The sequence below is a fragment of the Parashewanella spongiae genome, assembly GCF_004358345.1.
In the GTDB taxonomy this organism is placed as follows: domain Bacteria; phylum Pseudomonadota; class Gammaproteobacteria; order Enterobacterales; family Shewanellaceae; genus Parashewanella; species Parashewanella spongiae.
Map to the genome: position 1 here is coordinate 4,172,995 of NZ_CP037952.1, position 13,559 is coordinate 4,186,553.

A 13,559-nucleotide genomic window follows, 5' to 3' on the forward strand; every position below is an offset into this window, starting at 1 on the left:
CTAGGGTCTGTTGACAGGGCGGGATTATGCTTTGATGAAATATTCACCAAACAAAATCTCAGCCCTAAATTTTGCATCCCAGCAGGCTCTCTGCATCTTGCCAGCAACACTGTCTTTTGAAGAGTGACTTTTAACTAAGTTCAAAATCTTTCTTCTGATTGTAGCCAAATTTTTTGCACCATCATCAGCATAAATTTTACAGGCATCCTCTTTAAAAGTGACATCGAGAACCCAATGCTGACTATTTTCAATTGCCCAATGCTTCCGTATATATTTAGCGATATCTTTCACATCACTGGCTAACGAAGTTATGTAGTAAGACGTTTCTTGACTTGATTTATTCTTCAGCTCTCGCATTCGAGTGACTTCAACAACGGCATGACTGCCTACAAATTTAGCTGTTTCGTCAAACCAATTTGTAATTGGCAAAAGGCGATAATGTCTTTCATTAATTCGTCCGTGCTCACCGTCTAATTCTGTAAAGTGATTCTTTTTTAAAAGCTCTGGTGTATCTCTATAGCACTTATGAAAATAAGCTTCAATTTCAGCAAGTAATTTACCTTGATTCTTTTTCACTTGAAGAACGTAATCACCTTTTCCCTCACGTATTAAGGCTGTAGTTTCTTTCTGGCAGTGCATGGCGTCAGCGGTAATAACTGCATTTTCAATGTCCATGTGTTTTAGCATGGATTGCATTACAGGGATTTCGTTCGTTTTAGTCGACGTTTCTTTTTGACGTATTATCAGTCCATTATCCACAACCATTGCCGTCATTAGTTGAAGCGCTGCTACGTTATCCCCGTGCTTAGAACCACAAGCCACTTTACCATCAAAGCTGATATGCTCTTTACCATCTCGTTCCCGTAATGTGTTGGAAAAGTTAATAAAGCAAGACATCATACTTTCGGCTTTAACACCTCTAATTATTCTTCCAATTGAATGTCTTGTCGGGATACCGTTACTAAATGGACGGTATTGTCTTAACCAATCTAATTGAGCTTCCCCAAAAATGTTGATGGCTTTCCACCCTGTCGCACCGCAAAGCACTGCGGCAATAGTAAGAAAAATAATATCCGCTAAATCATACTCTTTATTGGCTTCTACACGATGGTCTTCAATTTGCTCAATCTCTTTCATTACGTCCATAATCAGGCTCAAATCAGTATTCATTTGTCGATCTGATCATCGTTATAGAGGAAAGTTCAAAATTTCTTTAATTATTTTTTTCAAGACCTAAAGCGCGATCCCGCCCTGGGTCTGTTGAGCTTTCGTGATTGTTTTTGCAGCGATAAATTGGTTATTTTATGCAAGGCAGAGTTTGTGAGGTTTGGTTATTATCGACATACAAAACTGTCGTTACTTCGTTTCCAAATAAGAAAACGATAACGCAGCACCTTTTATTTAGAAAGAGCGACCAATTTACGCTCTCTCTTTTTTCGATGCTTTTGAGCATTCACTGTTCTGTGTTGTGACCAGCTCACTTAGATGGTTAAGCATCACTGCTCACGCCTTGAACAGATAAATGCTCAAATAGCACAAAATTTAATCCTGAAAGATCAACAGACCCTAGACTACCGACTACAAAACTGTCGTTACTTCGTTTCCAGCCTGCGCTGGAGTGACAAGAACTCATCGGTAGACTTTCTTCCGCAACTTTCCTTAAGCATTTCGTCTTAAATCACACATAATGATAAATCAATGCAAAATGGCAAGCCGCTGCCGCTAATACCAATAAATGCCAAATTGCATGATTAAAGGGAATACTTTTTTTAACATAAAAGTACACGCCGATAGTATAAATGGCTCCGCCTGCAACAAGTAAACTCATGCCTTCAAAAGGCAATGTTTGAAACAGCTTATTAATAATGAATACAGATATAAAGCCCATAATTAAATAAGTAGCCAGTGAAATTACTTTATATCGAGTACCAAAAACCACTTTAAAACCAATACCTAAAATAGCCAAGCCCCAAACAATCCCTAGCATGGCGTAACCGACACTACCTTTTAATGTCACTAGCATGAGCGGCGTATAACTGCCTGCGATAAGCAAATAAATCGCACAATGATCGAGTAATTTAAATGTCGATTTTAATCTGGGTTTTGTCACAAAGTGATAAACTGTAGACGCTAAGAACAGCACGATCAGAGAGCTCCCATACACTGAAACACTAATGAGCTTAATAAGATTATCAGTATTAATTGCATCATAAATCAGAGCAATGAGCCCAATAATACTTAGAACAACGCCAAGCCCATGAGTTACCGAATTCATTAATTCTTCAGTAGCTGTATATGGCGTTTCTATATGCTGTTTTAGCTGGTTAGCATGTTGTGTCATGGGGTACTTATGTCATTTCTGTATTACATTCAGCTTACAGATGCACACTGAGCAAAACAATATGTATAAGATTCAACAATCATTTTATGTCGCAGTTTCGTAACATTTGCTCTTCTGGTAGAATGTGGTCTCAGCCACCCTACATAAAAATTTCGGCAACGCTGGCTGCGTTAGCCCCTACGATATTGGAACATAGGCTGATGACACAATTAGAAGGATCTCATATCCTCTCGGTTAACCAACTCTCACTTGATTCAATCAATACCATTTTTTCAGTTGCCGCTCGTATGCAACCTTATGCCCTAAGACAAAAAAGAACCAATGTGCTCGATGGTGCGATTCTTGGTAATCTATTTTTTGAGCCAAGTACTCGAACTCGCGTCAGTTTTGGCAGTGCCTTTAATTTATTAGGCGGTTCGGTTTGCGAAACAGTTGGAATGGCATCTTCATCATTGACAAAAGGTGAGTCTTTGTATGATACCGCAAAAGTATTGTCGACCTACTCTGATGTTATCGCCATGCGCCACCCAGAACCCTTTTCGGTTCAGGAGTTTGCCAAAGGCAGCAGTGTACCAGTAATCAATGGCGGGGATGGCGCAAACGAACACCCAACTCAAGCTTTGCTAGACTTATTCACTATAGAAAAAGAACTAAAAGCAAAAAACAAAGCCATTGATGGCATGCATATCGCACTTGTTGGTGACTTAAAGCATGGCAGAACTGTGCATTCCCTTTCAAAACTACTTTGTTTACATAAAAATATTCACTTTAGTTTGTTATCCCCTAAAGAATTGCAAATGCCAAGCTATGTTGTCGATGATATTGTTAATGCTGGTCATAAAGTCAGCATTCATGATGCCATTGAGGGTTATGCTTCTGGAGCTGATATTCTGTATCAAACTCGCATTCAAGAAGAACGTTTCCCATCCCAAGACGAAGCCAACAAATATCGTGGTAAATTTAAGTTAAACCAACAAATTTACACTGAGCATTGTAAAGATACTGCTGTTATCATGCACCCATTACCACGTGATTCACGCTCTGCTGCTAATGAGCTTGATAACGATTTAAACGATAACCCCAATTTAGCTATTTTCCGCCAAGCGGATAATGGTTTATTAATTCGTATGGCCTTATTTGCGCTAACACTTGGTGTTGATCGCCAACTTGAGCAACACGAACGTCCAGTTAATTGGTTCGTTCGTCAAAGTTAACATTTATATTCAAAGGACAAGATAATGACCCGTTCTGATACGCTGTTTGAACAGGCTAAGCAAAGTATACCCGGTGGAGTAAATTCACCCGTTCGTGCATTCAATGGTGTAGGTGGTTCACCACGCTTTATCGAAAAAGCTGACGGTGCCTATGTGTATGACGCCGATGGGAATGCTTATATCGACTATGTCGGCTCATGGGGGCCAATGATTTTAGGCCACAATAACCCTAAAATTAAACAAGCCGTAGTAGAAGCTGTACAGAACGGTCTGTCCTTTGGTGCACCAACTGAACTTGAAATCACTATGGCTGAAAAAGTCATCGCTATGGTGCCTTCTATCGAACAAGTACGCATGGTGAGTTCAGGTACTGAAGCGACCATGAGTGCCATTCGTTTAGCTCGTGGTTTCACTAATCGCGTTAAAATATTGAAGTTTGAAGGTTGTTATCACGGCCATGCGGATTGCTTGCTTGTTAACGCAGGATCTGGAGCATTAACTCTTGGTCAGCCAAGCTCACCCGGTGTACCTGAAGATTTTGCTAAACACACATTAACCGCCACTTATAATGATATTGATTCGGTTAAAGCACTCTTTGAAACTTACCCTAAAGATATTTCCTGTATCATCCTTGAGCCTGTGGCTGGCAACATGAACTGTATTCCGCCAGTTGAAGGTTTTTTGCAAGACTTACGAGATATCTGTGATCAATACGGTGCTTTGCTGATCATTGATGAAGTCATGACAGGCTTCCGTGTTGCAAAAGCTGGCGCACAAGCTCATTACGGTGTTACACCAGATCTAACAACGTTAGGTAAAGTCATTGGCGGTGGCATGCCTGTTGGTGCATTTGGTGGTAAGAAAGAAGTCATGCAATACATTGCACCTACTGGCCCTGTTTATCAAGCCGGAACACTTTCAGGCAACCCTATTGCAATGGCGGCTGGTCTTGCTCAAATGGAAGCACTAGAAGAAGACGGTTTATACGAAGAACTCGCTCGTAAAACCAAATACATCGCTGAAGGTTTTAAAGCACTTGCTGATAAACATCAGGTTCCAATGGCGATTAATTACGTTGGCAGCATGTTTGGTTTCTTCTTCACCGAAGAGCAACATATTACAAGCTTTGCTCAAGTCACGAAATGTAACATGGAACGCTTTAAAGCTTTTTACCATGGGATGCTCAACGAAGGCGTGTATTTAGCGCCAAGTGCTTATGAAGCTGGTTTCTTATCTATGGCTCACGATGATGAGGCTCTTGAGAAAACATTAACTGCTGCGGATAAAGTATTAGGGTCTGTTGATCTTTCGTGATTGTTTTTGCAGCGATAAATTGGTTATTTTATGCAAGGCAGAGTTTGTGAGGTTTGGTTATTATCGACATACAAAACTGTCGTTACTTCGTTTCCAAATAAGAAAACGATAACGCAGCACCTTTTATTTAGAAAGAGCGACCAATTTACGCTCTCTCTTTTTTCGATGCTTTTGAGCATTTACTGTTCTGTGTTGTGACCAGCTCACTTAGATGGCTAAGCATCACTGCTCACGCCTTGAACAGATAAATACTCAAATAGCACAAAATTTAATCCTGAAAGATCAACAGACCCTAGCGAGCTTATAACTACTTAATTTTCACAGGGAAGCTCATGGCTTCCCTAGATTATACCAATTACAGTAATTAATCTCTCACTCAGCAAGAGCTAAAGGGTTTCAGTTCAGCCTAGAAACATCAGTTGACTGCGTTCTCAAGCGTAGAAAAAATGGCTGATATTAAGGCGTAGCTTGCAGCAAGTAGTTATTCTACTTGCAAAAGTTATAACGCAGATAGCAGCCATTTTAGCAAGCTTGTGAGCGTAGAGCACTTCACTCATTGGGTGAAAGCCATGATGATAAAGTCATCTTATTGCTCAAACAGTTACTCATATACTCAGCGTTCAGCTGATGTTTTTACCGTAAAAATAGCCGCTAACACCTATTCCCAAGCCTGTTAGTGAAAGCATAAAAGCTAAAAATCACTTCGCCTTTAGCTTAGGTTGGAAATAATCTTCAAATCTCAGCGAATACAATTTTCATGGTGTAGGGTGATAGAAAAATAGTAGTCAAAGTAAACGCATATGACATCTATGCCTATCATGAACGTTTAGGTTCAAGGCACAAGCTCGAAGTACTATATTCCCTACGGCCGCCATACAAAGCTGGCGTTCAACGCGCTTCGTGCTTTTGTCAGGATAATTCAAGTGCTTGTAACGCAGTAATGGAACCCTTTAGCCTTGCCCTTCGGGAGCTTGTATGTGCTCACTTTGGTTTATAAAGAATACTTCTCAAAATTGTCTTGACGTAGCAATGTAATAACGACAGCTGTGTATGTCGGTACAACTATGTCTTCATCAATTTCGATTGCACTTTGCGCACATACATAGCTCTGAGTTGAGCATTTAATTACTGTAATTGGTATTATACTCCCTCAGTAACCTATGCTCAGGTTAAATATTATTTCATCTCAATGTCCTGTATTAAGAAAGCTAAATCTGCTTATTAATTGCTTTCATTTCCAGTATATATCTAAGAATAAAACAATGGATTAAAACTAAAAGGCTGTGTTGAAGATGACTCTGAAATATTCGTCACCCCATGTGTTGGCCTTTGTAGCATAACAGGAGACTGTCTTTCCACTCTCCTGTTTGTTGGCTTGCCTAAAAAATCAAAAGAATGAGGAATTGAAGTACTAGGGTAGCAGTACCCTTGAGAGTAAGGAATTGAAGTACTAGGGGAGCGGTAACCATGAGAGTAAGGAATTGAAGTACCAGAGGAGCAATATCTATGAGTGTAAGGAATTGAAGTACCAGAGGAACAGTATCTATGAGAGTAAGGAATTGAAGTATCAGAAAAGTAGGAGCCATGAGGGTAAGATGCAGGATGAGTCATTACTCCCTCTTTTTTAACGTCTCTTTCCAATTTTAATCGCTTTGTTTTTGCTTGAATATAGCCAAGACCATTTTGTATCCCTGCATTTATCCCAGAATTTACCCCACAATTTAAAGCTGAATGGTCAATAACATTTCCCCAAGGATCTAAACCGCTTCCTTTTTCAGTTTTAATTTTCATCGTGTGAGCGTACCATTGTCTTGTACTAGTTGCTTTTGCAGTAGCCTGAGATTGCTGGGGGACGCATTTTACATCCACCTGCTTACATGCAATTAACGTGGTTAATTTATGTTCCCTGGATGTTTGGATATCACCAGTTCTTAATAATAGGTAGAACTCATATTGAAGAGGTTGGATTGTATAGTCACAAAAGTAATCAAATTTATACTTCGAAGTATTTTTTAAATAAGCATTGAGCATACCAATTTCTGTTGTCATCTTTGGAATTTCGGCCGTCCTTAAACTAACTAAATGTTCTTTGAATCTCTCTATATCACCTGATTCAACATCAGGATGAACTAAAGGCCAAATCTTTTTAAATTTAGGGTATGGCTTAAATTCTGCATCAGTCTCAGCAATGACCTTTTCCCTGAGGACATCAAGTTCGTCAGGCTTTAAAGCATACTGTTCTAATTCAACAGCTTGTTCAAAAGTCAAAGGAGTATAGCTACTGCTCATTTCGCCACTTATCACATTGTTCTCCTACAAGTCATGCTTTCACTGATCATTCCGACCTTTTTAGCATATTTAGTGTTAAATTGATTTGAACACCAAATTAATAAATATTTAAACCTTAAATAAAGCCTTAAACACTCATGACAAGAACAATTATCTTTGACAAAAAAAGCACTTAGCCTTAACTTGTTGGCAGATTAAGCATATAAGGTTAATGATTAATATGTACAAAGCGTTTTATGGGCTCGATGATAATCCATTTTCTATTGCCCCTAATCCCCACTATTTATTTTTGAGTGATCGACACCGTGAAGCTCTCGCGCATTTAAGTTACGGATTAGGTGACACCGGCGGCTTTGTACTACTCACAGGAGAGGTAGGAACAGGTAAAACAACCGTTTCACGTACTTTATTACAACAATTACCTGAGAATACCGACACAGCTTTTATTCTCAACCCTGCACTTACCGAGCTTGAGTTGCTGGCAACTTTATGTGACGAATTACATATTACCTATTCAGAAAACCCTACCCTAAAGCAGTTAACAGATCGCATCAGTGAGTTCTTACTCAATAATCACAAAAAAGGTCGCGATACGTTATTGATTATCGATGAAGCTCAGCATCTAAAACCTGCTGTACTTGAGCAGCTTAGGCTATTAACCAACCTAGAAACTAACACTAAAAAACTGCTCCAAGTTATTTTAATTGGTCAACCGGAATTACAGCAGTTATTAAAGCGTCAAGAACTCAGGCAGTTAGCACAGCGAATTACGGCAAGATATCACTTACTTTCTCTTTCTGAAGAAGAAATAGGACGTTACGTCCAACATCGATTACAAGTCGCGGGTCGAAATGAGCCGCTTTTTTCACGTAAAGCTATTAAAGCATTGCACAAATACAGTGGTGGCATTCCAAGACTCACTAACTTATTGTGTGAAAGAGCTTTAATGGCCGGTTATGCTAAATCAGCAACACCAATCGATCATCACATGATTAATCTTGCAGCAAATGAAATCCTTGGTGAGCAAGAGCAGCAAAATTCAAATCTATTATGGCCCGCGATCACAGTTCTTACTCTTGGTATCGCTTTCGGTGGTGCTTACGCTTATTTCAATTCAAGCAATGATGATTCAATCACTATAACTGAAACCCAGCAGACTGAACTTCAACCTGTGAAGCCTCCTCAACTACCAACAACTCAGACTAAAGATAAAAGCAATGTAAAGCAGCTTTCTGCTACTAAGTCCATTTCAGCCGATCAACAAATTATTGATGCCGCCATATCACAAAGCGGCGATATTAATACCGCGTTTTCAATATTGTTTGATTTGTGGGGTAAGTCCGCGTATCAAGGACTGACTCCCTGCCAGTCAGCACAGTTACAAAAATTGAGCTGCCATCAACAGCAAGGTGACTGGCAAGTGCTGCTCGACTTAAATTATCCAGCTGTACTTTATTTACATGACGAACACAAAACGACTTATTACGCAGCGGCTTTAGCGCGGGATGAAAGACGCATTTTATTACAATTGGGCGAACAGCAAGTTTGGGTAGATAACGAATGGTTTGATAAACATTATAGCGGTACGTTTGAATTATTATGGCAAGCACCTTTTGGCACTGCGAAATTAATTAATCGCTATTCGCCTCTCAAAGAAGTGCAATGGCTTGAAAATCAATTAGCCAATATTGAACATCGACAGCCTCGTACTTTGGATCGTTTCGATAACCAGTTAAAAGAAAGCTTAATTGCATTTCAACAACGCCACGGGCTGAGAGCCGATGGTATTGTTGGCAACCAAACCTACGTCCAACTAAGTTTATATGGCAGTACAATCGGTCCTAGATTATTCAAGCAAATGGAGCGTGGTTAATGTCTATTCTACTTGATGCTGTATCTAAGAGTAAGCAACAATCCAATGATAAGCTTGACCCAATCATGAATCCTTATCATCAATTCCAGCAACAGCAAAAACACGGTCAACTGCCCTTTCGAGTTGCGCTGTTAAGCTTAACGGTAACGATTGGTGTAGCGGCGGCTTGGTGGTTTACTGCAACTGAGACTTCAACAATACAGGCGGCTCCTACGACGCAAATTGTCGATAAACAAGTAAAGCATATTCCTATAGAAGTCACTGACGACACCACCAATACAAAACCCAACTCAAATATCGAACTTGCAGGCAAGGTAGCACTACCATTACCAAAAGTGTACCAACCACAAATACAAGTAGAAGCAACAGGAGAAGAAATTTCCCTTGGCGCTCAACCCAATCATAAACCACAAAATGCAAACGATGTTGACCAAACTACTCAGCCTGAATTTGATGATGAATACAGTCAGTCACAAGCTAGTATTCAAGCAAATAATTCAGGCACCCCATCACCTTCAACGGATGAACAAACAGAAATTGTCTTAGGCGCACCTAAGACTAATATTGAAGCCCAAAACCTTGAAGCTCTCAAACGCCAAGTTGAACTTGCAGCATCAGATGTCGGTTTAAAGACTGAAGCCCAAAGAAAGCAAGACGATCTCGTTGATAAATTTCAAGCGGCACTCAGTCAAGTTGAGCTTGAACATTCATTGTCGAATTCAAACAATAGCGATTCGGATAAGCCTACAATAAAAACCAATATACCGAAATACGGCGAGCTTCCGGCAGGAGTACAACTGCAAGTTCCCGAGTTTAATATCAATGCTCACATGTATTCTACCGACCCAAAAGACCGAATACTGAGTGTCGATGGCGTAGAAATTAAAGAAGGCGATAAAATCAAAGGCAAGTTAAAAGTAATTGAAATTCGCCCAAGAGATGTCGTACTTGAAGTAGCCGGCAAGAAGTTTAAAGTGCCCGCCATTTAAAACAGAGAAAATGAGCCATCTTCTTAAGTAAGTGGCATTGTGTAAGCTCCCTAAAAGGGAGCTAAAAGCTTAACCTAATGCAAGTTGCTGTTATGTTCACGCTATTTCTCTTTTTTGAAACCTTATACCATTAATTACAGTAATTAAAGTAATTAAAGTAATTAAAGTAATTGGGTGTAGATCTTTTTGATCGACGAAAACCATGAAAAGATCATTAATTATCAATTGGATGGGTTTAATAAATGGTGCGAAAGGAGCAATTTTATAGTACTTATCAGTTTCCACACACAACAAGTATATAAAAAGGCTCCTTTCATGAAACTAGCATACTCAAACTCACTCGAATTTTCATTCTTTTCTGAAGCCAAATTGCAATTTGAACGTATTATTTCGCACCTCGAAGACGAGCAAGTTAAGCAAGAGAGCCATGGAGAAGTTGAAGCTTATATCGATACCGAAGGAACTGAGTTGTTGCGGTGTTTATTACAGGGTTTCTTAGATATCAAAACCGCTGAAGAGCCCCGTCAGCAAGTTTGTTCCAACCGTGACATTGCATTGAATCATTTGAAAAATAACTGCAAACGAAACTTAGAAAGTTTATTTGGTACCGTAACGATGCATCGAAAAGGTTACAGTCAACGTCGGTGTGATAGCGTGTTTCCAATGGATGGTGAGCTGAATCTTTCGAAAGATAAATACTCTGATGGTGTACGCCTAAGACTCGCTACAGAAGCAGTCAAAGGCTCATATGATGATGCAGTAAGCTCAATAGATACCACCACAGGTGCGCACGTGCCCAAGCGACAAGCAAGGCAAATTGTGCAGGATATTGCACAAGATTTTGATGGTTTTTATCTCCAGCAGAGATACCTTAAGCCAGAAAATACATCTGATTTACTGGTATTGACTATGGATGGAAAAGGCATCGTTATGCAACCTAATAGCTTGAGAGAGGGCACGCAAAAAGCAGCGAAACAACAGAAGCTCAAAGGACGCCTAAGTGCTGGAGAAAAAAAAGACCGCAAACGAATGGCAGAAGTTGCAGCGGTATACACCACCAAGCCTTTGCATCGTACCCCAGAATCAATCATGTCTAGAAACGATAATTCAAATGTTCGTCCATTACGTGTGCCACCAAGAAATAAACGTGTGTGGGCAAGCGTAGAAAGAAGCGCTGCGACTGTGATTGAAGAAGCATTTTTAGAAGCTCTGGAACGAGACCCAACTCAAAGCCGTCAGTGGGTTGTACTCGTTGATGGTCATCCTCATCAGCTAAAACAAATTTATCGGGTGATGAAGAAACTCAACATCAATGCAACGGTGGTCATGGATTTCATCCATGTGCTTGAATATCTCTGGAAAGCGGCGTGGTGCTTATTTGAAAAAGATGATCCAGAAGTCGAAGATTGGATAGAAAAGCGAGCGACTGAAATCTTACGAGGTAATGCGTCACAAGTAGCAAAAGGCCTTGGGATCAGTGCAACAAAACGGAAATTAAAACAACGAGAAGGCATTAATAAGTGCATCGGTTATCTATTGAGAAATAAATCAAGATTAGAATACGGTAAAGCGTTAGAGCAAGGTTTCCCAATTGCTAGCGGTGTCATTGAGGGAGCTTGTCGTCATCTGATTAATGATAGGTTGGATATCACTGGAGCGAGATGGAGTCTTGAAGGTGCAGAAGCTATATTAAAACTTAGGTCGTTAAGATCGAGTGGTGATATTGAAAAGTATTGGGAGTATCACAAAAAGCAATCCAAACAGAGGTTATACAGATGTGGATAACTTCGTCGTTTTAAAAGACCCACACCCAAAGTAATTAAAGTAATTAAAGTAATTAAAGTAATTAAAGTAATTAAAGTAATTAAAGTAATTAAAGTAGAGTAGGCTACTGGCCAGGGAAACCGCACGAGTGAGTGAAATATACACAATTCCATGTGGTAATTTCGTCATTCCCACAAAAGTGGGAATCTAGTGCCTTAAATTGGAATACCCAAAATCACTGGATTCCCGTTTTCACTGTAATGACGGATTATAAAGTCTACGGCTTTTGCTCTAAAAACATTCATGCGTTTCCCCTGATGCAAGAACGCAGCAAAAACTTAGAAGTAAGGGATGGAAGCTGGAGTGATTTCATGTCAATACTTGTCTGAGGGTTGGTGTGTTTTAGTTTTAGTTTTAGTTTTAGTTTTAGTTTTAGTTTTTGTCTAAGCAACAAAATCACAACACTTCAACCCTTAATTTCCACTTATATATCAACGCGATAAACATCTTCGGCTATTGAGTTTCAACTCCGAAACTTGAGTTGATACATACTTTAATAAAGGCATTGTAAATGGCAACATCAGGCTTGATGCCCCATTGTTGCATTAAGTTGGTAGTATCTGTATCGCCATCACCATCACCCAGTACCAATGATTTGGCTTCTGCATAATGCCCCGCTTCAGCGCAGGCCGTCAGCAAATTCATGCAGGTGATTTGATTGGATTTTAATGGCAAATGAGGTGCCATTACGGGTTTATCACCACACACCAGTTGCCAAGCACTATCAAACTGGTCCGTTTTAGCGCATACCGAGATAAAGGCGCTGTAAATGGCAACATTAGGCTTTATGCCCCATTGTTGCATTACGCTGGCTTCAGCTGCATTGCCTAGCACCAATTTTTTGGCATCTGAAAAATTTAAATTTAACTTAATTAATTTCAGTAATAGTGTGCATGTTTTCGCTTCATAGACCGATTTAAATCGTATTATGTCACTAAAAACACCGTCGAAATTAGATGAATGGCTGTCAGAAAACTCAGCCGCTTTGTGTAACAATTTATGGATTAACCTTATGTTCCATGATGTTTCCATTACCCGTTTGTCATTTTTTAGGGTGTGAATGATTTCAATAAGCTGCGAAAGTTTAGTGCAACCACCAATTAATGCATTTAACTCAATACCCAGTTGATTTTTGGTTTTCTGTTTAAGTTTCCAAGAGTGAATAAGCTCACTGGTATGAGTAAAAAAGGGATCAGGGGAGGAAGGTGGTTGCTGTATTTGCTTGGGATACTGAGTGCTCGATTTTGGAGTAATGGATCGGTGCTCGGTTGCAAAACGTTGGCGAACATTACTTGGCTTCTTACAATAATGAGTCTCTCGTGTGCGAGAGTTAGAGCGAGTCGCCGATGATTTATTGTTGAAAAAATCATACAGCTTTTGTCTATCGGTTTTGCTTAATCTTTGATAACCCTGTTGTAAGTCGTCATCATCATCAAACTTTGAAACCTCAAAGTTTAGATAGGATACTGCTTCGCTTGGGTATTCTTGGAGACTTTTGAGCATGAATCTATATATTGATTGTTGCTCAGCAGGAGTGCGCACTGTCGTCATCACATTACTCAATAAGTGAGTGAATTAACAAGCTAAGAAATAACGCACTGAAATGATAAATACAAAAATATTCAGCTTTAAGGCATTCTATAAATGTATAACAGAAAATTATCCACCGCACAGGGGAGCCGTTTCGTAGCTCATAGTTGCACCTCAGACTTAAA

At 39.7% G+C, this 13,559-nt stretch carries 10 protein-coding genes; 5 read left to right on the top strand and 5 right to left on the bottom strand.

Annotated elements, in window-relative coordinates; translation table 11 throughout:
• Window positions 1-24: 24 nt before the first annotated feature.
• The 3 genes from E2I05_RS16535 to trhA all read right to left on the bottom strand — a co-directional run bounded on the left by E2I05_RS16535 (window position 25) and on the right by trhA (window position 2,341).
• The gene (locus E2I05_RS16535; protein WP_133309417.1) at window positions 25-1,170 is read right to left on the bottom strand and encodes an ISAs1 family transposase; all 1,146 of its coding nucleotides are present in this window, start codon (window positions 1,168-1,170) and stop codon (window positions 25-27) included.
• A 319-nt stretch (window positions 1,171-1,489) separates the two neighbouring features.
• Entirely contained in the window at window positions 1,490-1,633 is a 144-nt protein-coding gene (locus tag E2I05_RS22135; protein ID WP_165905589.1) for a hypothetical protein, read from the bottom strand.
• Window positions 1,634-1,678: 45 nt separating this feature from the next.
• Window positions 1,679-2,341 carry a PAQR family membrane homeostasis protein TrhA gene (gene trhA / locus E2I05_RS16540; protein ID WP_121855209.1) on the bottom strand — a complete coding sequence of 221 codons (663 nt, stop codon included), beginning with the start codon at window positions 2,339-2,341 and terminating at the stop codon, window positions 1,679-1,681.
• A 200-nt stretch (window positions 2,342-2,541) separates the two neighbouring features.
• Between trhA and E2I05_RS16545 the strand changes: the two genes are divergently transcribed.
• Both E2I05_RS16545 and hemL read left to right on the top strand, forming a co-directional pair.
• The gene (locus tag E2I05_RS16545) at window positions 2,542-3,555 is read left to right on the top strand and encodes an aspartate carbamoyltransferase (protein WP_121855208.1); all 1,014 of its coding nucleotides are present in this window, start codon (window positions 2,542-2,544) and stop codon (window positions 3,553-3,555) included.
• Window positions 3,556-3,579: 24 nt separating this feature from the next.
• Complete coding sequence (gene hemL, locus E2I05_RS16550) at window positions 3,580-4,869, top strand: glutamate-1-semialdehyde 2,1-aminomutase (RefSeq protein ID WP_121855207.1); 1,290 nt, start codon at window positions 3,580-3,582, stop codon at window positions 4,867-4,869.
• Between the two features lie 1,248 nt (window positions 4,870-6,117).
• On the opposite strand, the gene E2I05_RS16555 is transcribed toward hemL, so the two are convergent.
• Window positions 6,118-7,173: a hypothetical protein gene (locus tag E2I05_RS16555; protein ID WP_121855184.1), complete on the bottom strand. Its 1,056-nt coding sequence runs from the start codon at window positions 7,171-7,173 to the stop codon at window positions 6,118-6,120.
• 205 nt (window positions 7,174-7,378) lie between these two features.
• On the opposite strand from E2I05_RS16555, the gene E2I05_RS16560 reads away from it, so the two are divergent.
• From E2I05_RS16560 to E2I05_RS16570, 3 genes are all read left to right on the top strand, one after another.
• Complete coding sequence (locus E2I05_RS16560) at window positions 7,379-9,031, top strand: ExeA family protein (RefSeq protein WP_121855183.1); 1,653 nt, start codon at window positions 7,379-7,381, stop codon at window positions 9,029-9,031.
• Window positions 9,031-10,020, top strand: coding sequence for a general secretion pathway protein GspB (locus E2I05_RS16565; RefSeq protein WP_121855182.1), 990 nt, complete (start codon window positions 9,031-9,033; stop codon window positions 10,018-10,020). Before E2I05_RS16560 ends, E2I05_RS16565 begins: the two co-directional genes overlap by 1 nt.
• A gap of 315 nt (window positions 10,021-10,335) precedes the next feature.
• Entirely contained in the window at window positions 10,336-11,805 is a 1,470-nt protein-coding gene (locus E2I05_RS16570; protein ID WP_133309465.1) for an ISKra4 family transposase, read from the top strand.
• A gap of 492 nt (window positions 11,806-12,297) precedes the next feature.
• On the opposite strand, the gene E2I05_RS16575 is transcribed toward E2I05_RS16570, so the two are convergent.
• Window positions 12,298-13,395: a pentatricopeptide repeat-containing protein gene (locus E2I05_RS16575; protein ID WP_121853443.1), complete on the bottom strand. Its 1,098-nt coding sequence runs from the start codon at window positions 13,393-13,395 to the stop codon at window positions 12,298-12,300.
• Between the last annotated feature and the right edge of the window lie 164 nt (window positions 13,396-13,559).

Coding starts and splice junctions, on each gene's coding strand:
- E2I05_RS22135 (WP_165905589.1), bottom strand. CDS start 1,633: ATGAGTTCTTGTCACTCCAGCGCAGGCTGGAAACGAAGTAACGACAGT.
- E2I05_RS16560 (WP_121855183.1), top strand. CDS start 7,379: ATGTACAAAGCGTTTTATGGGCTCGATGATAATCCATTTTCTATTGCC.
- trhA (WP_121855209.1), bottom strand. CDS start 2,341: ATGACACAACATGCTAACCAGCTAAAACAGCATATAGAAACGCCATAT.
- E2I05_RS16545 (WP_121855208.1), top strand. CDS start 2,542: ATGACACAATTAGAAGGATCTCATATCCTCTCGGTTAACCAACTCTCA.
- E2I05_RS16570 (WP_133309465.1), top strand. CDS start 10,336: ATGAAACTAGCATACTCAAACTCACTCGAATTTTCATTCTTTTCTGAA.
- hemL (WP_121855207.1), top strand. CDS start 3,580: ATGACCCGTTCTGATACGCTGTTTGAACAGGCTAAGCAAAGTATACCC.
- E2I05_RS16565 (WP_121855182.1), top strand. CDS start 9,031: ATGTCTATTCTACTTGATGCTGTATCTAAGAGTAAGCAACAATCCAAT.
- E2I05_RS16575 (WP_121853443.1), bottom strand. CDS start 13,395: ATGACGACAGTGCGCACTCCTGCTGAGCAACAATCAATATATAGATTC.
- E2I05_RS16535 (WP_133309417.1), bottom strand. CDS start 1,170: ATGAATACTGATTTGAGCCTGATTATGGACGTAATGAAAGAGATTGAG.